This window comes from Psychrobacillus sp. Z3-81 (genome assembly GCF_056620325.1).
Genome location: NZ_JBWQPU010000004.1, coordinates 154,977 through 178,109 on the forward strand (window position 1 = coordinate 154,977; position 23,133 = coordinate 178,109).

21 protein-coding genes, 1 tRNA gene and 1 pseudogene are annotated in these 23,133 nt (G+C 41.6%); 1 reads left to right on the plus strand and 22 read right to left on the minus strand.

The features are described 5' to 3' along the window. Positions 1 to 18: 18 nt before the first annotated feature. From AC1ECF_RS06310 to AC1ECF_RS06335, 6 genes are all read right to left on the minus strand, one after another. On the minus strand, positions 19 to 1,200 hold the full coding sequence (locus AC1ECF_RS06310) for a phosphoglycerate kinase (protein WP_480388559.1): 1,182 nt from the start codon (positions 1,198 to 1,200) through the stop codon (positions 19 to 21). Positions 1,201 to 1,370: 170 nt separating this feature from the next. Next, a complete protein-coding gene (gap, locus tag AC1ECF_RS06315) occupies positions 1,371 to 2,378 on the minus strand; it encodes a type I glyceraldehyde-3-phosphate dehydrogenase (RefSeq protein WP_480388560.1) in 1,008 nt (335 codons plus the stop codon). A gap of 12 nt (positions 2,379 to 2,390) precedes the next feature. Then, the gene (locus AC1ECF_RS06320; protein ID WP_480388561.1) at positions 2,391 to 3,425 is read right to left on the minus strand and encodes a sugar-binding transcriptional regulator; all 1,035 of its coding nucleotides are present in this window, start codon (positions 3,423 to 3,425) and stop codon (positions 2,391 to 2,393) included. A 136-nt stretch (positions 3,426 to 3,561) separates the two neighbouring features. Then, a complete protein-coding gene (locus tag AC1ECF_RS06325) occupies positions 3,562 to 3,795 on the minus strand; it encodes a glutaredoxin family protein (RefSeq protein ID WP_480388562.1) in 234 nt (77 codons plus the stop codon). A gap of 1,360 nt (positions 3,796 to 5,155) precedes the next feature. Further along, positions 5,156 to 6,901 (minus strand): S-layer homology domain-containing protein, encoded by a 1,746-nt coding sequence (locus tag AC1ECF_RS06330; protein ID WP_480388563.1) that lies wholly within the window; start codon positions 6,899 to 6,901, stop codon positions 5,156 to 5,158. 263 nt (positions 6,902 to 7,164) lie between these two features. Then, a tRNA-Arg gene (locus tag AC1ECF_RS06335) sits at positions 7,165 to 7,236 on the minus strand. 161 nt (positions 7,237 to 7,397) lie between these two features. On the opposite strand from AC1ECF_RS06335, the gene clpP reads away from it, so the two are divergent. Next, the gene (gene clpP, locus AC1ECF_RS06340) at positions 7,398 to 7,991 is read left to right on the plus strand and encodes an ATP-dependent Clp endopeptidase proteolytic subunit ClpP (RefSeq protein ID WP_480388564.1); all 594 of its coding nucleotides are present in this window, start codon (positions 7,398 to 7,400) and stop codon (positions 7,989 to 7,991) included. 487 nt (positions 7,992 to 8,478) lie between these two features. Here clpP and AC1ECF_RS06345 read toward each other — a convergent pair whose 3' ends face one another. The 16 genes and pseudogenes from AC1ECF_RS06345 to AC1ECF_RS06420 all read right to left on the minus strand — a co-directional run bounded on the left by AC1ECF_RS06345 (position 8,479) and on the right by AC1ECF_RS06420 (position 23,129). Then, positions 8,479 to 8,736 carry an HPr family phosphocarrier protein gene (locus tag AC1ECF_RS06345; RefSeq protein WP_480388565.1) on the minus strand — a complete coding sequence of 86 codons (258 nt, stop codon included), beginning with the start codon at positions 8,734 to 8,736 and terminating at the stop codon, positions 8,479 to 8,481. Between the two features lie 20 nt (positions 8,737 to 8,756). Then, the gene (gene whiA, locus AC1ECF_RS06350; RefSeq protein ID WP_480388566.1) at positions 8,757 to 9,698 is read right to left on the minus strand and encodes a DNA-binding protein WhiA; all 942 of its coding nucleotides are present in this window, start codon (positions 9,696 to 9,698) and stop codon (positions 8,757 to 8,759) included. Positions 9,699 to 9,725: 27 nt separating this feature from the next. Beyond that, positions 9,726 to 10,724 carry a gluconeogenesis factor YvcK family protein gene (locus AC1ECF_RS06355; protein WP_480388567.1) on the minus strand — a complete coding sequence of 333 codons (999 nt, stop codon included), beginning with the start codon at positions 10,722 to 10,724 and terminating at the stop codon, positions 9,726 to 9,728. Beyond that, the gene (gene rapZ, locus AC1ECF_RS06360; RefSeq protein ID WP_480388568.1) at positions 10,702 to 11,613 is read right to left on the minus strand and encodes an RNase adapter RapZ; all 912 of its coding nucleotides are present in this window, start codon (positions 11,611 to 11,613) and stop codon (positions 10,702 to 10,704) included. The genes AC1ECF_RS06355 and rapZ overlap by 23 nt, the downstream gene beginning before the upstream one ends. Next, complete coding sequence (locus AC1ECF_RS06365) at positions 11,591 to 12,088, minus strand: NUDIX hydrolase (RefSeq protein WP_480388569.1); 498 nt, start codon at positions 12,086 to 12,088, stop codon at positions 11,591 to 11,593. Before AC1ECF_RS06365 ends, rapZ begins: the two co-directional genes overlap by 23 nt. A 594-nt stretch (positions 12,089 to 12,682) precedes the next feature. Beyond that, on the minus strand, positions 12,683 to 13,624 hold the full coding sequence (trxB, locus tag AC1ECF_RS06370; RefSeq protein ID WP_480388570.1) for a thioredoxin-disulfide reductase: 942 nt from the start codon (positions 13,622 to 13,624) through the stop codon (positions 12,683 to 12,685). Positions 13,625 to 13,693: 69 nt separating this feature from the next. Continuing rightward, the gene (locus tag AC1ECF_RS06375; RefSeq protein WP_480388571.1) at positions 13,694 to 15,220 is read right to left on the minus strand and encodes a tetratricopeptide repeat protein; all 1,527 of its coding nucleotides are present in this window, start codon (positions 15,218 to 15,220) and stop codon (positions 13,694 to 13,696) included. A 74-nt stretch (positions 15,221 to 15,294) separates the two neighbouring features. Further along, on the minus strand, positions 15,295 to 15,924 hold the full coding sequence (gene hisIE, locus AC1ECF_RS06380; RefSeq protein WP_480388694.1) for a bifunctional phosphoribosyl-AMP cyclohydrolase/phosphoribosyl-ATP diphosphatase HisIE: 630 nt from the start codon (positions 15,922 to 15,924) through the stop codon (positions 15,295 to 15,297). A 30-nt stretch (positions 15,925 to 15,954) separates the two neighbouring features. Continuing rightward, positions 15,955 to 16,680, minus strand: a pseudogene (gene hisA, locus AC1ECF_RS06385) (1-(5-phosphoribosyl)-5-[(5-phosphoribosylamino)methylideneamino]imidazole-4-carboxamide isomerase); the annotation flags it as partial. A gap of 19 nt (positions 16,681 to 16,699) precedes the next feature. After that, positions 16,700 to 17,293 carry an imidazoleglycerol-phosphate dehydratase HisB gene (gene hisB / locus AC1ECF_RS06390; protein ID WP_480388572.1) on the minus strand — a complete coding sequence of 198 codons (594 nt, stop codon included), beginning with the start codon at positions 17,291 to 17,293 and terminating at the stop codon, positions 16,700 to 16,702. Next, the gene (hisD, locus tag AC1ECF_RS06395; RefSeq protein ID WP_480388573.1) at positions 17,290 to 18,573 is read right to left on the minus strand and encodes a histidinol dehydrogenase; all 1,284 of its coding nucleotides are present in this window, start codon (positions 18,571 to 18,573) and stop codon (positions 17,290 to 17,292) included. The genes hisB and hisD overlap by 4 nt, the downstream gene beginning before the upstream one ends. Beyond that, positions 18,563 to 19,207 carry an ATP phosphoribosyltransferase gene (gene hisG / locus AC1ECF_RS06400; RefSeq protein WP_480388574.1) on the minus strand — a complete coding sequence of 215 codons (645 nt, stop codon included), beginning with the start codon at positions 19,205 to 19,207 and terminating at the stop codon, positions 18,563 to 18,565. The genes hisD and hisG overlap by 11 nt, the downstream gene beginning before the upstream one ends. Beyond that, entirely contained in the window at positions 19,200 to 20,360 is a 1,161-nt protein-coding gene (locus AC1ECF_RS06405; protein ID WP_480388575.1) for an ATP phosphoribosyltransferase regulatory subunit, read from the minus strand. The genes hisG and AC1ECF_RS06405 overlap by 8 nt, the downstream gene beginning before the upstream one ends. 665 nt (positions 20,361 to 21,025) lie before the next feature. Then, entirely contained in the window at positions 21,026 to 21,550 is a 525-nt protein-coding gene (locus tag AC1ECF_RS06410; protein WP_480388576.1) for an acyltransferase, read from the minus strand. Continuing rightward, a complete protein-coding gene (ppaX, locus tag AC1ECF_RS06415; protein WP_480388577.1) occupies positions 21,547 to 22,194 on the minus strand; it encodes a pyrophosphatase PpaX in 648 nt (215 codons plus the stop codon). Before ppaX ends, AC1ECF_RS06410 begins: the two co-directional genes overlap by 4 nt. Then, a complete protein-coding gene (locus AC1ECF_RS06420) occupies positions 22,191 to 23,129 on the minus strand; it encodes a nucleoside recognition domain-containing protein (protein ID WP_480388578.1) in 939 nt (312 codons plus the stop codon). Before AC1ECF_RS06420 ends, ppaX begins: the two co-directional genes overlap by 4 nt. Positions 23,130 to 23,133 lie beyond the last annotated feature (4 nt).

The window sequence follows — 23,133 nt, forward strand, 5'->3', positions numbered from 1 at the left end:
GTTCATCGCCTCCATTAATTACTTATCGTTTAATGCTGATACTCCTGGAAGTTCTTTACCTTCCATGAACTCAAGCGAAGCTCCTCCTCCAGTGGATATATGATCCATTTTATCTGCTACATGGAATTTTTCAACCGCTGCAGCTGAATCTCCACCGCCGATTACTGTGTAACCTTGAGTTTCTGCCATTGCTTGCGCCACACCTTTTGTGCCGTTTGCAAATGACTCCATCTCGAACACACCCATTGGCCCGTTCCAGATAATAAGCTTGCTAGCTTTAATAATATCACCATATAGCTTCACTGTGTCAGGTCCAATATCAAGACCTTCCCAGTCTGAAGGAATTTGATCAATACGTACTACTTTTGTATTTGCATCATTAGAGAAATCGTCTGCTACTACCGCATCAACAGGTAGGTGGAAGGAAACGCCTTTTTCCTTTGCTTTGTCAATAAAGGACTTCGCTAGATCTAGCTTATCATCCTCTACAAGGGATTTCCCGATATCATAGCCTTGAGATTTTAAGAAAGTGTAAGATAATCCACCACCAATGATGATGTTATCTACCTTGTCCAATAAGTTTTCAATGACACCGATTTTATCCTTAACTTTCGCTCCACCGATGATTGCTGTGAATGGACGGTCTGGCTGAGATAATGCTTTTCCAAGCACATCTAACTCTTTCTCCATTAGTAATCCAGAAACAGCAGGCAATAGCTTTGCAATTCCTTCTGTCGTCGCGTGTGCACGGTGTGCTGCTCCGAATGCATCGTTTACATAGATATCTGCAAGTGATGCGAAGGCTTTTGCTAATTCTGGATCATTCTTTTCTTCCCCTGCATGGAAGCGCACGTTTTCTAATAAAACGACGTCTCCCTCAGACATTTCACTAATCGCTTGCTCAACCTGTGCACCGATAGATTCATCAAGCTTTTTAACAGGCTTTTCAAGAAGAGAAGATAGACGCTCTCCAACCTTCGTTAAACGAAGCTCTTCCTTCACTTCTCCCTTTGGACGACCCATATGACTTGCAAGAATAACCTTTGCACCTTCACCGATTAAGTACTGGATAGTTGGAAGTGCTGCACGGATACGAGTGTCATCTGTGATTTCTCCATTCTCCATTGGTACGTTGAAATCTACACGACAGAATACTCGTTTCCCTTTTACATCTACGTCACGCATCGTTTGTTTATTCATGAAATAGCCTCCTTTAATATGCAGAGAATTAGTGTTACCAAAAGTACATTTCTTTACTAACAAGAAAGGAGCAAAGGGTATCCCTTGCTCCTCTCAACCCTCTTTTATTATAGAGGGTCTGTTGCTTAAACGCTATTCAAAATAAATCAGAATATGGAGCGCTATGCAAATTATAGTCCTTTTTCCATCATTAGCACAGCAAGGTCTACACAGCGTTTAGAGTAGCCTGACTCGTTGTCATACCAAGCTAATACTTTTACCATGTTGTCCCCTAGTACCATTGTAGATAATCCATCTACTGTTGAGGAAGCAGTGTTTCCATTGTAATCGATAGATACTAATGGAAGTTCGTTGAAATCTAGGATACCTTTTAATTCGTTTTCAGATGCATCTCTTAAAGCTTTATTCAATTCTTCAGCTGTTACGTTTTTCTCTAGCTCTGCAACAAAGTCTACTAGTGAAACGTTTGGTGTTGGAACACGTACAGCTAATCCATCTAATTTTCCTTTTAACTCAGGAAGAACTTTTGCTACTGCAGCAGCTGCTCCTGTAGTTGTTGGAATCATAGATTCTCCTGCTGCACGAGCACGACGGTAGTCGCTGTGTGGCAGGTCAAGAATACGTTGGTCGTTTGTGTAAGAGTGAACAGTTGTCATCATTCCACGTTTGATACCAAAGTTGTTTTGTAAAACTTTTGCGATTGGTGATAAGCAGTTTGTTGTACAAGAAGCATTTGATACAACATGGTCTGTTTCTGGGTTGTACTTGTCATCGTTAACACCCATTACGAATGTTGGCATACCGCCTTGTCCTGGTGCAGAAACGATAACCTTTTTAGCTCCTGCTTCTAAGTGTTTACCAGCTGTTTCAGTAGAACGGAAGATACCTGTACTTTCGATTACGATGTCTACTCCAAGCTCGCCCCATGGTAATGCAGCTGGGTCTTTTTCAGCGTAAACATGAATGTTTTTCCCGTTTACAATCAGGTAGTTTCCTTCGGATGTGATGTCTGCATCAGAAATTCCGTGAACAGAATCATACTTTAAAAGATGTGCAAGCATTGCAGCATCTGTTAAGTCGTTGATTGCAACGATTTCTACTTTTTCATTGTTGATTGCCTCACGAAATACTTTACGTCCGATACGTCCAAATCCATTAATCGCTAATTTAACTGGCATGTAATATTCCTCCTAATTTGTTGGTATAATCTTCATCATTTCTTTTGCGGCACTCTCGTCAGTCACAAGGACCGTTTGTGGAGGTGCTTGTTTAAAGTAGGATAGCAGGGCATTGGCTTTCTTTGCTCCACCGGCAACCGCCAGCAGGTGCTCTATGTTTCTCAACTGCTCTAGTTGTACACCAATCGTCGGGATTCTATGCACCGCTTTCCCTTGGTCATTATAATAATATCCAAAGGCTTCGCTTATCGCTCCTAGTTCCCGAAGACGAGCTAACTCTTCTTCTCCCGAATTCCTTCTTCTAGCCATCTCAAGCGCATCACCAATTCCATGGATGATGATGTTCGTTTGGTTGTACAACTCCATCATTTCCTGGATAAACGGTTCGTTTTTCGTTGCCTGATAGGCTTCTTCGCTTAAACTATCTGGCATATATAAAGTTCGGTAAGAACCGTTCAGTTTATTGGCAAATAAGGAGGCTATCGTATTTGCTTGTAGCCTTACGTCCTTCCCTACCCCGCCTCTTGCCGCAATAAACAATAGATCCTTCCATTTGTTTGTTTCCGGCAACGCGGTCGAGATGGATGCAATGGTTTCGCCACCTGTCACTGCAATGATATTGCCATTCCCCAAGATACCCTCCAAATACTTCGCTGCTTCCTGAGATAAAAGCATAGATGTATTATTATTAGTATCTGCATTTCCTGGAACAATAATCACTTTTTTTATACTTAAATATTTTTGCAGTGCTTCCTCTAGCTGAGATCGACCAGACCACTCTTGGACAATTTGCTTTAATTCCAGAAGAATTTTAGTTCCTTCACTCGTGATAGAAGCTCCATCCCTTGAAATCTCAATTAGTCCTTGGTTTCTTAGCGTGTCCATTTCCTTCCGGGCATCTCTTTCGGAGAGACCTAAATGTTCCCCTAATTGTCGTCTGCCCATACCTTTGGCAAGCTGAACTGTTTGAAGAATCCGATACCGCTTTTGCAGCAATTCCTTCATCTCTGGCAACAGGGTCACCTGCGCTTCAAGAAAAGAATTCATCCGTCACTTCCTCTTCCGTTGTGACATTTTTGTCCCACTGGACACAAAAGTGTCCCATATACATAAAAAAATATATACATCCGTATCGAATTATACCGTAATATGTATTGAACCGCAACCGAGACCCATTGAGGCATTATTTTTCCAATGCCTCTAAGATCGTCACATAATCCACCTGTCCATACTGAACAATCTTTCCTTGCAGCGCGATGACAGGAATCATCAGCATATACTTCTCATGCAGCTCATCATCTTCTTCTATGTTCACTTCATTTATTTCAAATGAAACATCCTCCTGCACCAGCTTCAGCATCAACCGAGCATCATCACAAAGATGACAGCCAGGCCTCGTGTAAAAATCCACTACCATGCTACTCCCTCCCATCTTTCCTCTAGTGTATCACTAATTGGAGAGATTCGTGGGTTAGTAGAAGCTGCTGCTGGGTAGGTATCGGAATGTGGAAACGGTTAGCATCACCATGCGACGGGATTCCCTACCGAGAATACTTTTAGATTATCCGAGAGATCTCTGAGTATGCCCGTATATTAGAATAACCTAAACTAATGAAGAATCGAGAGTTAATTGTAACCGCCAATGGATGGAATTTCCTGTACAAGCAAAATGGGAGAAGTAAGTTGAGCTTTTCCTGAAAGTTGTCTTCATTAAGGGCGGGCTGGTGAGTGTGCGGGAGCCGGGTGAGAGTAAATGGGGCTTATGTGAGAGTAATCGCCCACCGAACGAGAATAACGGGGCTGAATGAGAGTAAAGGGACCTTATCCGAGAGTAAATTTACCCTGAGCGAGAATAAAGCATCTATGAATGAGAGTAAACCGTCGCTATCCGAGAGTAAGCTGAAAATCGGAGCTCGTTTTAGGAGAAGATTTTCATCGACTGGTGCCGACCGAGAGTAAGTTTACCCTGAGCGAGAATAAAGTATCTATGAATGAGAATAAACCGCCGCTATCCGAGAGTAAGCTGAAAATCGGAGCTCACTTTCGGAGAAGGGCTTCATCGGCTGGCGCCGACCGAGAGTAAATGGTGGCCATGTGAGAGTAATCGCCCGCCGAACGAGAATAAATGGGCTGAATGAGAGTAAAGGGACCTTATCCGAGAGTAATTTTGCCCTAAGTGAGAATAAAGTATCTGTGAATGAGAGTAAACCTCGGCTATCCGAGAGTAAGCCGAAATTGAATCTCGCTTTCGGAGGATAGATTCGTCAGCTGTGCTGAATGAGAGTAAATGATGACCATGTGAGAGTAATCTCTAGCCGAACGAGAGTAAATAGGCTGAATGAGAATAAAGGGGCCTTATCCGAGAGTAAGTTTCCCCTGAGCGAGAATAAAGTATCTATGAATGAGAATAAACCACCGCTATCCGAGAGTAAGCTGAAAATCGGAGCTCATTTTAGGAGAAGATTTTCATCGGCTGGTGCCGACCGAGAGTAAATGGCGGCCAAGCGAGAGTAAGCTCCTGCCGAACGAAAGTAACGGGGCTGAATGAGAGTAAAGGAATCTTATCCGAGAGTAAGCTTAGCCTATGTGAGAATAAAGTATCTGTGAATGAGAGTAAGCCGAAAATCAGGCGAATCACCTTCCTCACCAGTAGCTATTCCCCCTAGTAGCATCTCCTACTCATCAGCATCTTAGCCAATGCCCTTCAACCATTTAATCCCTAACCTGTCTAACAAAAAAACTGCAGGTAAACAGGATGTTCACCTACAGTCTCATTATTATTTCATTTCACTCACTAGCTTACCGTTAGCATCTAATAGTTTCGCAGCGTCTCCGCTGTTATTCCAGATCGAAGAGCCAGTCCATTTAATGTAGCCTGTGCCCGTTTTGGCTTTAGGTCCACTTGTTACGTAAACCGTTTTACCTGCTCCTAACGTGTAATCCGGGAAGGTAAACTTTTGGTTACCCTCTACCGAAACTAGTGTCCACCCTTTCAGGTTCACACTTTTCGTGCCAGTGTTTTTAATTCCAACGATTTCTGCACTTAGATCCTTACTTACAATCTTCACAGCTGTTGAAGTGGAAGGTGTTGTTGTTCCACCCGTGCCGGAACCACTTCCTGTTCCTGTGCCACTTCCCGATCCAGTACCAGTCCAAGCTTTCGCTGAGACGCCATGAGTTGTTCCATTTGTTGTAACCGTAATGTTTCCAGATGCAGCCGTAGAATAAATTTTAGAGCCGACATTCTTTAATCTCGTAACTACATCTGCATGAGGATGCCCATAAGTGTTCTCCTTCCCATAACTTAGAATCGTAGAGATAGGTTTCACATTGCTTATAAATTTCGCAGAGCTGCTACCGTTAGAACCGTGGTGACCTGCCTTAAGAACGGTCGCTTTCACATTATAATTAGCCATAATGGAAGCTTCTATATTAGTGTCAGCGTCTCCCATTAACAGGAAGGATACCCCATTATACGTAACCTTTAATACGATGGAAGCATCATTGGGTTCAGATGCATTTCTATTTGCATGAAGCACCTGGACAGTTATAGAGGAATCTAGGTTAATTTTCTGGCCAGTTGTTGCAATCGTGTACGGGATATTTTTCGTATCCACTAATTGTAATAAATTGTAGTAAGTCTGTGTAGTATGCGCTTTTCCGGAATCAATAAAATTAGAAACCTTGAAGTTATCTAATACAGGGATCAATCCACCTATATGGTCCGCATCTGGATGAGTAGCTACCACATAGTCAAGCTTTGTAATGCCTCTTGAATTTAGAAAGCTGACAACCTTATCGCCACCCGCTTTTGTACCACCGTCAATTAGCATGGTTTTATTATTTGGTGTTTGAAGAAGAATAGAATCACCTTGCCCAACATCAATAAAATGAGCATACATATTTGGCATAGGCTTGAAGCTATCATCTAATAGTCGGGCCATAAAGACAGCGAAATGCTGACGAGTAATTTTCCCATTTGGCTTAAAGGTGCCATCTAAATACCCTGTTGTAATATTTTCGCTAGCTAGTGTACTAATAAAGCTTTTAAAACCATTATCAGTAGTCACATCTGTAAAAGAATAGGAGTTATTAGAAGGAAGATCATATCCTAAAACTAGGATTTTCGCCATTTGTCCTCTTGTTAGAGTCCCTTGCGGATCAAAATACTTCGTTCCGTTTGCAGCAGTTTTACCTGAAATAAAACCAAGCTGCACTGCTTTCGCTACCTCTTGATATCCTTTCATGCCAGGCTTTATATCCGTAAAACCAGGGTCTGGTGCTGTAAAATCTGTGATTCCCTTTTCTCGTAAAATCATTGTTACAGCATGCATTCTTGTTAATTTATTGGTTGGCTTAAACGTTCCATCCGGATAGCCAGTAATAACCTTTTTCGAAACTAAGTAGTTGATCTCATCCTGGTAGTTTGTCACGTCAGTAAAGGACGCAGCAAAAGCCTGTTCTTTTGGGAATAACCCCAGAACAAGCAGGATAGATAAAAGCATCATTACTATTCTTTTCACTTTCTTAAACCACCCTATCTGTATATTCTAGTTGCAGTTAATCATTATACCTGACAAAGCAGAAAACTATGGACGCATTATTTTACCAAAATAATTAAAAGAAAGGGATAAAAATTGGCAAGGAATGGGTAGTATAGTAGGGTAAGTAAAAAACACGCTAACCAAATTTTGGCTAACGTGTTGTTTTTATTAATCTGGCAATAAAATAAAAAACACCTTCAAAGCTAGTAAGCTTGAAAGGTGGCTAATCTGTTTCAAATAAACGCCCTCGGAGGGAATCGAACCCCCATCCCAAGAACCGGAATCTTGTGTCATATCCATTAAACTACGAGGGCAAGCGACTTTACTATTATACAAATGTATAGGAATTAATTCAAGTGAACTTTTTGAAGCGTAATATTTGACCTTCCTTGACCATAATGTGTATGATAAAGTTACAGCTGAGGAATAACTTAGCAAGAAAATCTCAAAACCACCTTTAAGGAGGCAATACAGAATGAATTTAATACCAACAGTTATCGAGCAAACGAATCGTGGAGAACGTGCATATGACATCTACTCTCGATTATTAAAAGACCGTATTATCCTATTAGGAAGCGCAATCGATGACAACGTGGCTAACTCCATTGTTGCTCAGTTATTATTCCTAGAAGCAGAGGATCCAGAAAAAGACATCTCCCTTTATATCAATAGCCCTGGCGGAAGCATTACTGCTGGTATGGCAATTTACGATACGATGCAATTCATCAAGCCTGACGTACAAACAATTTGTATAGGAATGGCCGCTTCCATGGGAGCTTTCCTATTAACTGCTGGTGCTAAAGGAAAACGTTACGCTCTTCCAAACGCAGAGGTAATGATTCACCAACCACTTGGCGGCGCTCAAGGTCAAGCTACAGAAATCGAGATTGCGGCTAAACGTATCTTGTTCTTACGCGATAAATTAAACCAAATCATGTCCGACCGCACTGGTCAACCAATGGAGGTCGTTTCTAGAGACACAGACCGCGACAATTTCATGACTGCAGAGCGTGCAAAAGAATACGGTATCATCGACCAAATTCTAGAGCGCAGCGACTTAAAAAAATAATCTATTCAGATCCAAGGGATGAGATACTCCCTTGGATTTTTTTATTGTGTGGTGCGTTTGTGGATGTCGGGTATGTGGGGGGTGTGATTTGATGGTGGATTTTTGCGATTATACTCTCGTATCTTGCGATGAAGTAAGCGGTCACTGGAATCTTTGCGATTTGCCTGGTCGATCGGAGGAGTCTTTGCGATTACGAGGTCTGTCTTTGCGATTATTATAAGGGTCTTTACGATTTGGAGGCCGATCTTAACGATTAAGCGATTGGTCTTTGCGATGATAGGAGCGGACACTTGAATCTTCGCGATTTCAGGAGAAGTCTTGACGATTCTAAGCAGGGTCTTTACGATTTGGAAGCCAATCTTCACGATTTAGCGATCGGTCTTTGCGATGATAGGAGCGGACACTTGAATCCTTGCAATGAAAGAAGCGGATACTTCGGACTACTATTCCCCATCAAAAAAGCTGCCCTAGTCTTAGGGCAGCAAGGTTATTCTTCGTTTGAGATGAATTTTGCAAGTGTTGCTACAGCTTCTTGTTCGTCGGAGCCTTCTGCGCTTAGGGTGATGATTGCGCCTTTTCCGATTGCAAGGCTCATGATGCCCATGATGCTTTTCGCGTTCACTTTTTTGTCGTCTTTTTCAAGGTAGACGTCTGCGATGTGACGGTTAGCCTCCTGTACGAATAATGCTGCTTGTCTTGCTTGTAAACCAGATTGTAATTTTACTTCGACTTGTTGCTCTGTCATTATTTTATCAGCCTCTTTCTCTAAATGGTTTCTCCTCTTCGAAGAGCATCTGCAATTTCATCTAGCTTTCTTAAACGATGGTTGATACCAGATTTACTGACACTTCCGGTAGATACCATGTCTCCCAGCTCTTTGAGGGTGACGTCTTGGTATTCCACTCGGAGGCGGGCAATTTCCCTTAATTTCTCAGGTAATTGGTCAAGCCCAATGGTATTTTCGATGAATCGAATATTTTCTACTTGGCGAATAGCGGCACTGATGGTTTTATTCAAATTGGCTGTTTCGCAATTGACCAATCGATTTACACTGTTTCGCATATCTCGAATTATACGAACATCCTCGAATTTTAACAAGGCTTGGTGGGCACCTGCTATGCTTAAAAAGTCAGATATTTTCTCCGCTTCCTTTAAATATGCCACAAAACCCTTTTTACGTTCAATGGTCTTTGCATTTAAATCGAATTTATTCATTAATTCTACTAATGCATCACTGTGTGTTTTATAAAGGGAGTATATTTCCAAGTGGTAGGAGGAAGTTTCCGGGTTATTTACGGAGCCTCCTGCTAGGAAGGCTCCTCTTAGATATGCACGCTTACAACAATTTTTTTTTACTAGTCCAGGGTCAATCGAATATTCAAATTGAAAGCCTTCCTTTAGGATTTTCAAGTCCTCTAGTAAGTGCTTGGCACCTTCACGAATACGACAGATGTATACATTATTTTTCTTTAGACGCATTTTTTTACGAACTAACAGCTCTACGTCATATTTATATATATCTTTGATCAATGTGTATAATCTTCTTGCAATAGCAGCATTCTCTGTTTGTACGTCTAAGCTTAACATTTTATTACTAAAAGATAAGGAACCATTCATCCGTATGAGAGCGGATAGCTCTGATTTTGCACAGCAAGGCTTCGAATCCTCCTGTGTCATTTCTTTCTTTGTCTCAGAAGCAAACGACATGTTCCGTTTCCCCCTTTCTCCTTGGCGTTACACGAGATTCCTGTTAATCGGACTTGTGTGAGCCTGTGTATTTGCGTATTCCATTAGCCACTTAGCTACCTCTGCGGCATTATGGCGGACTGCACCATTATAAACAAGCGAGATATCTTTTTTGACAATCTCTAAATTAAGCCTCTCTAGCCTCTCGATATCAATCTTCACAGGAGAGGCCTTTTCTTGCTTATATAAGAATTGTACGTTCTCCGGTACCTCTTCATTACTAATAAGAATGGTATCTAAGAAATTGTGGTCTACATGCTGTATCAGTGCTTCGACATGATCATAGGCAGTGTAATTATTCGTTTCACCAGCCTGTGTCATTAAGTTGCAGATATATACCTTTTTGGCCTTTGATTGCTTGATTGCTTGGCGGATGCCATCTACTAATAGATTTGGCAATATACTAGTATATAGACTTCCTGGCCCAATTGCGATTATATCAGCTTGACGAATACTAGCAATTGTTTCCGGTAATGGCTTTACATCATTTGGGGTGATAAACACCCTTTCTATTCTCTTTCCATAGGTCGGTATTTTAGATTCCCCACTAATGACCGTTTTATCCTCAAATTGTGCGTTTAAGGTTACTAGCTGATTAGCTGCAGGCAATACTTTCCCATGGATTTTGAGCACCTTACTCATTTCGGTGATAGCATGGGAGAAATCGCCAGTAATAGAGGTTAGTGCTGTTATCATTAAATTTCCTAAAGTATGGCCTTCTAATTCTGTTGAATTAGAAAAACGAAATTGGAACATTTCCTCTACAAGCGGTTCCACATCTGAAAGTGCTGCAAGGACATTTCGAACGTCTCCAGGAGGTGGAATTTCATAGTCATCACGTAATCGCCCAGAGCTTCCTCCATCATCTGCTACCGTCACAATGGCAGTGATATCAATAGGATGCTTTTTTAAGCCGCGAAGCAAGGTGGAAAGGCCAGTTCCACCTCCAATGATTACTATTTTCTTACGCTTTTTTGAACGCTCCATCTTGTAAATCCTTCCTAATTGTGACGTCTCGATGGGTGATAACAGCTTTGTCCTCATTATTAAATAATTTGCCAAAATACTCAGCTAGGGTGACGGAACGATGTTGACCACCTGTACAGCCAAATGCAATAACTAGCTGTGTTTTACCTTCTCGTTTATATTGGGGAATCATAAATTGTAATAAATCAGTGAGCTTTTCAATTAATGTTTTTGTATCTGCCCATTTTAACACGTAGCCAGAAACCTCTTCATCTAGACCTGATTTTAGTCGAAGCTCTTCAATGTAATAGGGATTCGGCAAAAAGCGCACGTCAAAAACAAGGTCAGCATCTATCGGAATACCATGCTTAAAGCCAAAGGACATGACATTCACGGTAAACACCTTTTTACCTTGTGTTCGAAACTCCTCATGAATTTTATCACGCAGCTCTCGCGGTTTCATCTTGGAGGTGTTATAAATAAACTGGGCTCTTCCCTTTAATTCTGATAGCAGCTCACGTTCCTTTTTAATCCCATCTAAAGGAAGACCAGAATTTGCGAGAGGATGGGATCTCCTAGTTTCCTTATATCTTCTCACAAGAACTTCATCTTGTGCATCTAAAAATAGTACCTTCGGATTTACAGCGCTTTCTTCTTGTAGCTGATTAATAGAATCAACCAAGGAATGGAACATTTCTCCTCCACGCAAATCCATTACAGCGGCAATATTTCTCGGCTGTTTGTTTGAATCAATCATTAGTTTAATAAACACACTCAAAAGCTCCGGAGGCAGATTGTCAATGCAATAGTAGCCTAAATCCTCAAAGCTCTGGATTGCAACGGTTTTCCCTGCCCCAGACATGCCAGTGATAATGACAACCTCCGTATCAAGCTTTTGTTGAATTTCCACTTTTCACATCTCCTTCCCAAGATTGTTGTATCGTTTCTTCAATTAAATCAAAATCAGGTGTATATACAAATGTACCGTATTGCATTCCTAAATCCTTCACTGCAAACAGCAAATTTGTTCTATCTCCTTCTGCCATTGGGAGTGTTTCAAGTGCTTCCACCGGGTGCCACTCAAGTACACCCTCTCTATTCTCTTCGTAAGGAACACCATCTAAATCTCTGGCTACAAACGTAAACAGCATCCACTCGTCGAGCTTCTTGCCGTCCTCTTGAATTACCATCGTATAAATTCCTTTTAAATGAGGATCTATGGGAATTGCATTTGTTTCTTCTGTAAATTCACGAATTGCCGACACCAGGATGGACTCTCCCTCTTCCATCTTTCCACCTGGAGCAACGTACCAATTTCTTCTCGGCTTTTTCAGTAAAAGAACTTTATTATCCTTACATACAAGCAAATTAGCGATTCTTTGCACTAGTTGTCCTCCAACTTTCTTCTATTCTTACTATATATTATACAATAAAATACACAAAAAGAGGCTGTTCAGGATTATTATCCGTGAAACAGCCTGTTAAAAATGTTCCTATATAAAAAGGGGGTCAATTTATATACTCTTACTATACACTTAATATGTTGCAAGACAGTTACATAAAAATTAAGAGATTATTAAATTGACGCAAGCTAAATAATTCTTAGGAGGGGATGTCTCACAAATCGAAAGTGAGCGTAAAGTAGTTGTTTTTTATTGCTAATAAACCAATGTTACTTGGATAATAATTCCAATAAGATCATTAACCGCACCTATTTCCCCTTTCAGCGCAAGTAATACTCCCAACCCCGCAAGTAAACTCCCTAACATCGCAAGTATCCTTCATTAAAGCGCAAATAAACTCACAGCAACCGCATGTAATGGATTTCATTTCCAATGCGCCATCATTAATTGCATAATAATCCCAAACACTCAATCGCACCTATTCCCCATTTCCTACAGTCACGGCACTTTCTTGTCAATCCAAGCCTTCTCTCACCAAAAAGAAAAGCTGCAGGAGAATCTCCCGCAGCCTTTTTATTACTTCATCGTATCTCTTAAGTTTTCGATATAGTGCTGAGCAGCTTGAGCAGCAATGCTGCCGTCGCCAGTTGCTGTAACGATTTGACGGAGCATTTTTTCGCGTACATCTCCAGCTCCAAAGATACCAGGGATGGTTGTTTCCATCTTATCGTTTGTCACGATATAGCCGTTTTCGTTTAGGATGCCTAGGTTAGCGAAAGGCTTTGTTAGTGGCAGCATGCCGATATAAATGAAGACACCTTGAGTTGGGAATTCACGTTCAGAGCCGTCTACAGTGCTAACAAGTGTTACGCTGCTTACTTTTCCGTCTGTTCCGTGGATTTCCTTTAACGTAGTGTTCCAGATGAAGTCAATTTTTTCATTTGCAAAGGCACGATCTTGAAGGATTTTTTGCGCTCTTAGCTTATCGCGGCGGTGAACGATTGTCACTTTGTTCGCGAATTTTGTTAAGAATGCACCTTCCTCAACAGCAGAGTCTCCTCCACCTACTACGACAAGATCTTTTCCTTTGAAGAATGCACCGTCGCATACCGCACAATAGCTGACACCACGGCCACCAAGCTCCAGCTCGCCAGGGATGCCCATTTTTTTGTACTCTGCTCCAGAGGAAATGATTACAGCCAAGGCTTTATATTCCTTGCCTCCTGCTTTCACAATTCGGTAGTCACCGTCTACTACGATTTCTGACACATCGCCATACGCATATTCTGCGCCAAACTTTTTCGCGTGGTCAAACATTTTCGTTGATAGCTCAGGTCCCAAAATAGTTTCAAATCCAGGGTAGTTTTCTACTTCCTCTGTATTGGCCATTTGTCCACCTGGTATACCGCGTTCAATCATCAAGGTTGATAGATTTGCACGAGATGTATATACTGCTGCCGTCATTCCAGCAGGTCCAGCTCCAATTATTATAACGTCATAGATTTTTTCTTCTGTCATCCGTAATTCCTCCTACATAACACATATCTACAATCTATCTAATTTCAAACCATTCATCAACATATTTGCCTAGTTGTCGAATAATGGTAGAAACTGAATGAGCTCATTTACATACTTCGTAAGGGTAGAGGGTGTTATGCCATACTTCTCTGCAAACTGCTTCTTCGTCGCATTTTTTGTCCTCGAGGAAGCAAACATATACTCGGTTGCCGCAGCAAGTGCCTTCGGATTTTTAAAGCCATAGCCCTTTGTTAAAGCACGCTCTAATAAAACAAACCACATTTGGAATAAATAATAGGCAGAATTCTCTAATGGCTTGTTCTCGCTGTAAAGCAAATCGGTCGTAGCGATTGCACGGAGAAACGCCTTTTCAGCAGGCTCCTTTTCATTGAATTTATGTCCCAAGGAATTTGCAAGAAACAGCTTCTCCATGGTTGTAAGCTCATCTACTACGATCCATTTAGGATGTGCAATGATTTCTTGGCGGTGCTTTGACTTTCCTAGCAAATAAAAGCCGAAAATTCGCTCACTCACATGCTTATCCTGTATCTTTTCCAGGATGAGCTCCTTCTGGTTGTCAGGCTCCTTCTCATCTAGCTCCTTCATATGCGGTAGCCACGGCTCAAATCCAGCTTTCTCCGGATCTAGTTTCAGTAGCTGGTTCCAAGCATTTTTTGCTATTTCTTCATGCCCTGCAAAATAAGCAGAGTGTGATAGCCAGAAATAAAACCCTGGATCCGCTTCAAATCCTTTTCGCTGTAGACTTCTTAGCCATTTAAACGCCTGCTCATATTTCCCGATTAATGCGAAGGTCGCCCCAAGCTTATAGCGTTGCTCAATAAAATATGGATTCACTTTTTCAAGAAATGCCGTTATTTGCTCTAGCTCCTCCGTATTTTTCTCATAGTAATGAATAACTGCCAGGTTACATAGCGCATGAATATTCGCTTTATTTTCTCTTAAGACCTGGTGCAGAAGAGCCTTCGCCTGTTCCTCTTCGCCTACATAGAAATAAGCAAGCGCAAGGTTATTAAAGGCAGCCCAGAAGTCGGGATGATCCGTAATTAGGTTTTCCAAGAGCTCTATTGCCTCTGAAAATTTACCTGTCTCCATTAGCCTTCTCGCTTTTTCTTGCATAAAGAGCGCATCGCTAGACGGAGTATCCATTTGAAGAGAGAGTAGTTCCTCTGATTCGGTAAAATCGATGATTTCCATCGCTTCCTCGATGTATTCGCCGTTGATATCCTTTTCTATATACAATTTTGCATATTTGTTAGCTTCCACAAAATTACCGAGGTGTGCATTTACCTCCGCCAAGAAGAAGATTATATCTCCTTCATTTGGATCAAGGGCATGTGCACTTCTTAGCAGCTCATAAGCAAAATCGAATTTCTCCATTTCCATTTGAAGTATGGCATATTGCAGCAAAATTAGTGGGTCATCTGGACTTAAATCAGATGCACGCTTTAAATATTTATTTGCCTTCTCGTATTCTTCTTTTTGTAGCTCATCTAACGCTTTTTTATAATAGTACTCGCCTGTTGGCAAGAATGAAATGATGTTTTCCTTCGTTTGCTTTATCTTCTTTTTATTCAAAATATTCCTCCGAAATATAATAAGGAACGTCTATACAACGCTCCTTATTAGTATACTCTTCAGTATATCACAATCTATTCAGTTTTACGGGATTTCGTTTCATGTCTTTTTTGAAGCACTTGTAACAGGTCGTAAAAGCTGATTTCTTGTTCTTCTAATAAAACCAGCAAGTGATACAGAAGGTCTGATGCTTCCCATTTCAGCTCCTCGGAATCCTTATTCTTCGCAGCGATGATAACCTCTGCAGCCTCTTCTCCAACCTTCTTACAGATTTTATCTACGCCTTTATCGAAAAGATAGGTCGTATAGGCACCTTCTGGCATTTCTTTTTTCCTGTTGGCAATGGTTTCGATCAACGTAGAAATCACATTATAGCCGAAGCTCTCTTCGAATTTCTCTAGCTGCTGATAGAAGCAGCTTTCCTCTCCGGTGTGACAGGCAGGACCTGCAGGAAGCACCTCTAGGACAAGTGCATCTGAATCACAATCGGTTTTTATCCCAATTACACGCTGCGTATTGCCAGACGTTTCTCCTTTATGCCAAAGCTCCTGTCTGCTTCTACTATAAAACCATGCCTCTCTTGTTTCGACTGTTTTTTGATAGGCCTCCTCGTTCATATATGCCAGAGTAAGAACCTCTCTTGTAATGGCGTGCTGCACAATTACTGGGATTAGTCCCTTTTCGTCAAATTGTAAGTTGGTCATCGGTTTCTGCTTCCTTTCAAGTCCTCTTCCCTTTTCCAATGCTTCTGCTAGCGTAAAGCGATTGTTGTATAGCGCTTTCCCCGTGATTACTCCGCTAATAGATGTTTCTTTTGCAAGCTCTGCTACTTTCTCAATATCTTGCAATGTGCTGATTCCACCAGAAACAATAATAGACAGCCCCGTTTCCACTGCTAGCTCTTTATTAGCCTCCAGATTTGGACCTTGTAATGTACCATCGGTCGCAATGTCGGTAAAAACAACATGCTTCGCACCCTTGGCTGCAAAGTATTTTCCCACTTCCACAGCAGATTTACTAGAGGTTTCCAGCCAACCATGTGTTGCTACCATTCCGTCCTTCGCATCGAGACCGATCACTATGCGGTCTCCTCCATACTCCTTCAGAAGCTCTGCGACAAGCTCTGGCTTGGAGATAGCGAGACTGCCAATAATAACGCGATTTACACCGTTGGTTAAATAAAAATCTACATCCTCCTTAGAGCGGATGCCTCCTCCTATTTGCACCTGAACAGGCAGCTCTTTGGCAATACGAATCACTTCATTGCCGTGGATTTTCTCTCCGTCCTTGGCTCCATCCAGGTCTACTAGATGAATCCAATCGGCTCCCTCATCCACAAATTTTTTCGCCATTTCGAAAGGAGAATCTCCGTAAACTGTCTCCTGGTCATAATCGCCTTGATAGAGTCGGACACATTTTCCGCCCTTCATATCAATTGCGGGATATATTTGAATGGACATCCTTCTGTCCCCTTCCTAATTAAGTAAGTAGCCCCTTCGTAGAAGGAACTCCTTTTACTCTAGCATCAATTGTAATCGCATCGTCTATCGCTCGTGCCAACGCCTTGAAAATCGCTTCGATGATATGGTGAGTATTTGCTCCATAATGCACAATCACATGGACATTCATACGAGCCTCTAATGCGAATTTCCATAAGAATTCATGGACAAGCTCCGTATCAAAGGTTCCTACCTTTTGTGCAGGAAACTGAGCTCGAAACTCTAGATGCGGGCGGTTCGAAATATCAATGACCACCTGAGCCAGCGCATCATCCATTGGGACGAAGGCATTACCATAGCGCTTAATGCTCTTTTTGTTGCCCAATGCCTCCTTCACTGCCTGCCCTAAAACGATGCCAACATCCTCAGTCGTATGATGATCATCTATATGAGTATCGCCGTTTGCCTGAATCGTTGCATTAAATAGACCATGCTTGGTAAAAAGGTCTAACATATGATCCAAAAAAGGAACGCCTGTGTTAATGACCGCTTTTCCTTCTCCATCTAAATCGATTTCAACCGATACCTTCGTTTCATTTGTCATTCGTTCAATTTTTGCTATTCTTTTATTCAAGATGATCTCTCCTTTTCCCAGCTACGTGACTCTACGGATCTTGCGTGCCCCTCTAGTTGCTCCAAACGAGCTAACCGAGCAATTTTCGGATATTGCTCCTGCCACATTTCCTCTGAATAGTAGACAACACTCGTCTTTTTAACAAAATCATCTACGCCTAATCCACTTGAAAAACGAGCAGTGCTATTGGTAGGAAGCACGTGGTTTGTTCCTGCAAAGTAGTCTCCCACTGGCTCACTGCTATATCTTCCGAGGAAAATAGCACCTGCGTGGCGAATTTCCTTCGCTATGTCCTCCGGATTCTCTGTCATGATTTCTAAATGCTCGGGAGCAATTTCATTAATTGCTTCGATAGCCTTTTCCATTGTTTCTGCCAAATAAATTCGTCCATAGCTTTCTATAGAGGCTCTTGCAATCTTTTCGCGAGGTAGCTCGCTCAATTGCCTTTCTACCTCTACCGACACCTCTTTAGCCAAACGGTCACTAGTTGTTATAAGCACTGCACTTGCAAATGCATCATGCTCTGCTTGTGCTAATAAATCAGCAGCTACCTCATCGGCATAGGCAGTGTCATCGGCAATAATCGCGATTTCGCTAGGCCCTGCAATCATATCAATCGCCACCTGGCCAAATACCTCTCTCTTTGCTAAAGCGACAAAGCTATTTCCAGGCCCCGTTATTTTATCTACTGCTTTGATTGTTTCTGTGCCATAAGCAAGTGCCGCAATGGCTTGTGCCCCACCGACCTTGTATATTTCCTTCACCCCTGCGATTTTTGCTGCCACTAATACAGAAGCAGGGAGCTGTCCATTCTGATCAGGAGGAGAAACGATCACGATGCGTTCTACTCCAGCCACCTTTGCAGGAATGGCATTCATCAGAACCGAGGATGGATAAGCGGCTGTCCCGCCTGGTACATATAACCCTACTGCATCGAGGGGGGTGACTCTATATTGGATATAGGAGTTCTTCTGTAAAGGAAAATGTATCTGCTCTCTTACCTGCTCCTTATGGAAGGCGGCAATATTTTCAGCTGCCTCCTCGAGGTCGGAAATTAACTGAGCATCGAATGATTGATAGGCATCCTCTATCTCCTGTTCAGTAACTAGAAGATTGGTCAGCTTAACACCGTCCCATTTCTCTGTGTAAGCTAGCAGGGCATGCTCTCCCTTTTCTCTTACCTCACGGATAACCTCTCTAACAGTTTCTAGCTGCTGTTTATTCACTCCTTCAACTGTACGCTGAAGAGATTGGATTTCTGTAAGCGTCTCAATCTTCATATGCGTCCCTGCCCTTCAATTCTTCCTTTAATTGGCCAACGAATTCTCTTACTCTTTTACTCTTCATTCGATAGCTAGCAGGGTTAACGATTAATCGGGATGATATATCTACAATCCTCTCATACTCTACTAGTCCGTTCTCTTTTAGCGTCTGTCCAGTGGACACAATATCCACGATTCGATCTGCCAACCCAATCATGGGTGCCAATTCGATAGAACCATTCAGTTCAATAATTTCTACCTGCTCTCCCTTTTCCTTGTAGAAGTTCGTCGCAATGGTAGGATATTTTGTTGCTACTCGCGGGGCTACTTCGTTCATTTTTGTGTTCGGAAGACCCGCAGTGGCAATATAGCAATTACTTATGTGAAGATCTAATAGCTCATGGACGTCACGTACTTGCTCCAGCAGGACATCCTTGCCCGCTATACCGATATCGGCAACTCCATGCTCTACATAGACTGGTACATCCATTGGCTTTGCGAGAATGAATTTAATGTTTTCCTTGGGAGCCTCCACAATCAATCTACGTGAATCAATTATTTCGCTTGGAAGCTCGAACCCGGCAGCCATAAAGAGCTTATATGCTTCTTCAAATATACGACCCTTTGGCATTGCAATTGTTAACTCATTCATCGTTAGAACCACCCTCTGCCACTATGATTACCTCATGGAAATTCTGTGTGAATACCTCTACGTCATGCACACTACCGATAAATTGAAGGGTTACTCGTTCTCCATTTGCCCTTCTTCCTTCTGCTAGCACATTTGCCTTTAAAAAAGATTGTTCGTCAAATAAAACAAGCGTATGCTGTTCTTCATTGACCTGGTTATTTAACACTTCCACTAACCGATCGACTCGGATTCCAAAGCCAGTTGCTCCGACCTTCACTCCAAACTGTTCAAAGAGCTCGTCATATCGACCACCGTTACCGATTGGAAATCCACTGCCTTCTGCATAAATTTCAAACAGCATCCCTGTGTAATAGCTCATATGACTTGCTAGGGAAAAATCAAACGAAATATGCTCCAATCCATTCACTTGCATCTCTAATAAACTTTTCAGTTGCTTCATTTGCCCTAAAACCTGCTGATCAAACGCCGGAAAATCCTCTAAGGTAGCTGTCTCATTTTCTATTAAGCTAAGAAGATTTTCTTTAGCAGCCTGCTCCAAGCTAAGCTCTTCTATTTTCTGGACATACCCAACCACATTCTTTTCGACCAGTAGGTGTCTCAGCTCGCTAGATTCCTTCTTATTTCGAGTGTTGGCTGTCAGGATACTCTCTAAAAGACCCGCATGTCCAATGGTAATGTGAAAATTTTCTAAACCAATAGCCTTTAACAGTTCTATCGCTGTATAGATTACCTCGCAATCTCCGTAAGCACTGAAATCTCCGATTAGCTCCATTCCAAGCTGTTCAAATTCCGCCGGACGACCTCCCTCTCTCTGTTGCGCTCGAAAAACATTTGCATAATACGCTAAACGAAGAGGGTTCTTTTCTTTTAATAGCTTTGATGCAGCAATTCTCGCTATAGGAGTCGTCATATCTGGTCTAAGTACAAGCATTTTCCCTTGGTTATCTACGAGCTTAAATAATGCTGATTCTTCAATAGCTGATACTCTTCCGATTGTTTCTAAATATTCGAGAGAGGGGGTTTTGATAAAATCATATCCCTTTTCTCTTAATACACTTCTAGCCATAGATCTAACATATTCCTTTTGCTCGTTAACCTGTGGAAAGGAGTCACGCATTCCTAAGGGCTTTTCAAACATTTGAATCTTACTCACCGAATCACCTCTTTTTACTTTAGTGCACTAGAGAATTAGAGAACTAATATAATAAATTATTTAAATTTTAACGCATTTATAGTGTTACGTCAATCCATCCATTTTTGGGAAATAAAATACACTCTAGATTAAATTTTTGGGGAGTATCCTACTGATTCTTTAATTGTCACAATTTTTTATCCCTTCGAATAAAGGTCGTTGATCTCCATTGCTGGCGGACGCTTTCCGCGGAGGCCAACAGGATGTTGGTCAGGAAAACGTTGTCACACGATGTGACGACCTTAGTTTTCCTTCCTTAATTCCTTCACTCCGCCCGGTGCTCCTGTCACTACGCTTTCGTCGCAAATGAATTTTGCTGTTCCCACAGGAGTCTGCCGCCATCCATTCCAATCAACTCTCTATTGACCAAGGTGAATCCTTACATTTTAAATACACAATTCAGTAATATCTTTGCTTTATAGAGCTAAAACCATCTTTGTATTGCTTGTTATTAGTTATTATAAATAAAGTGAATTAATCCTTTTTTATATGAATTTGTATCGATATTCCCGACAAATAATGTATGTAATAAAATAAGGCACTTACTGTTCAAGTCGAATAGTAAGTGCCTTCATCATGTAAGATGCTATTAAAAAGCTACCGTTTTTACAGTGCCCTTTATTTTTTCAGTCTAAGTTCTTCTGCAGTATATTTCGTTCCTGCATTTCTTCTTTCGTATAAATAATTCTCATGGGGTTACCTCCTACAAAGGCACCCTCCGGAACGTCTGCATTTACTAGCGTTGCGGCTGAAACGATAGCATCATTACCGATAGTAACTCCCGGTAGAATAGTGGAATTGGCACCAATCATTACCCGATCACCGATAATAACATCCCCAATGCGATATTCATCTATTAGATATTCATGCGCCAAGATGGTCGTATTATAGCCGATAATTGAATTCGAGCCGACCTTTATTCTTTCAGGAAACATGATATCCATCATCACCATTAAAGCAAATGAGGTTTCCTTACCGACTTCCATCTTCAAAAATTTCTTATAGAAAAAGTTCTTCCAGCTTAAAAAAGGTGAATATCTGGCAGCTTGAATGAAAATAAAATTTTTCATTACCTTCCAAAAAGGGACTGTGTCATAGACATGCCAAAGGGAATTTGCACCCTTTATCGGATACCTTTCTGTCCTTCTCATGCCGGCTGTCCTGCCGCGATATCTATAACTTCACTAATATGCTGGATTATATAGGTTGGATTGAAAGTAGCTAAAAATGCTTCTCCCTTAATGGACCAAGCTACAGCCGCAGTGTCTGTGCCCGCACGTTGACCTCCCTCGATGTCATGATAATTATCACCAATCATCAAGGCATCCTCCGCTTTCACATTGAGCTGCTCTAAAGCAAGTAAAAGTGGCTCTGGGTCTGGTTTGGGATTGGTAACATCATCAAGTCCAACTATTGTGTCAAACATATCTTCACAATTGATTAACCGAAGTCCTCTATCAATCATTTCTCTTCGCTTAGTGGAAACAATCGCTAATTTATAGCCTCTTTCCTTTAATAGCTGCAACGTTTCGACAACCCCATCAAAAGGAGTAACCATTTCATCATGATTTTGGATATTCCACTCTCGATAGGTTGAGATTAACATCTCTGTCATAGTAGGATCTATGCTGTCGAAAGTCTCCCTTAAAGGAGGACCAAGAAACGGAATAACCGACTCTCTTGTATATTTCCCAGGAAATTTATCCCCCAAAACATATAAGAAAGACTGAATAATTAGCTCATTTGTATTTAATAAAGTACCATCTAAATCGAATAATAGCGCTTTATATCTCATCCTGTTAACACTTCCTCTTGTTTACGTTGTTCTGCTTTCCTCCACAGATAGGCTACCAATATGGTTAATACAAAAGCAGTCGAAATTCGAATGATTAATAGTGGCAGTACTGGTATCCCTAACGGTACAAATATTAGAGTATCCTCCACTACGGCATGACATGCTACGAGAAATATGAATACCAGAGTGGCATCCTTCTTGCTTACCCCTTCCTCTTGCACTGCCTGAATCATCACTCCTGCTCCGTAAGCCAAGCCTATTACTAAACCAGCCACCAATGTGGAGGAAGCATTTGGCTGTACACCGATTAACTTAGTAAAAGGTGCAAGTTTTTCAGAGAACTTCTGCATGTAATTTTTATCCTTTAAATATTGAATAATAATCATCAGTGGGATAACAATGACAGCTAGCTGTAAAACTCCTAGGGCAGCCTTTTGCAATCCAAGCAGCCCAATCTCCATCCAGCCTTCTGGCACCTGCTGAGTAGCGGATACAACCCCGTACTTCGCAATTTCTCCTCCACCTTGCCAAACGAGATTGATTACGACAGCTGAAAGTATCGCTAGCCCAAAGCGAACTAGCAATACGACCCATAGCTTCACACCAACCCTTAAGGCAACACTCGTTTCAATAAAAATATTATGAGAAAAGGATAACATCGTCGCTAGAATAAAAACCTCTTTAACCGTTAGCTCTAAAGAAAGGATCCCTGCTATTCCAGCATATAAATTTAATGCATTTCCCAAAACTAAAGGGATAGCCGCCTCACCACGAAGTCCAATAAGCCCCATAAATGGCTCAATCAGCTTGATGATCCATGGGAGGACAGGTGTATATTGTAAAATAACCACAAGCATGGTGATTGGGAATATCACCTTACTTAAGGTCCAAGTTGTTCGTAAACCAGCATTTATCCCTCTCTTGATTGTCCCCATTTCT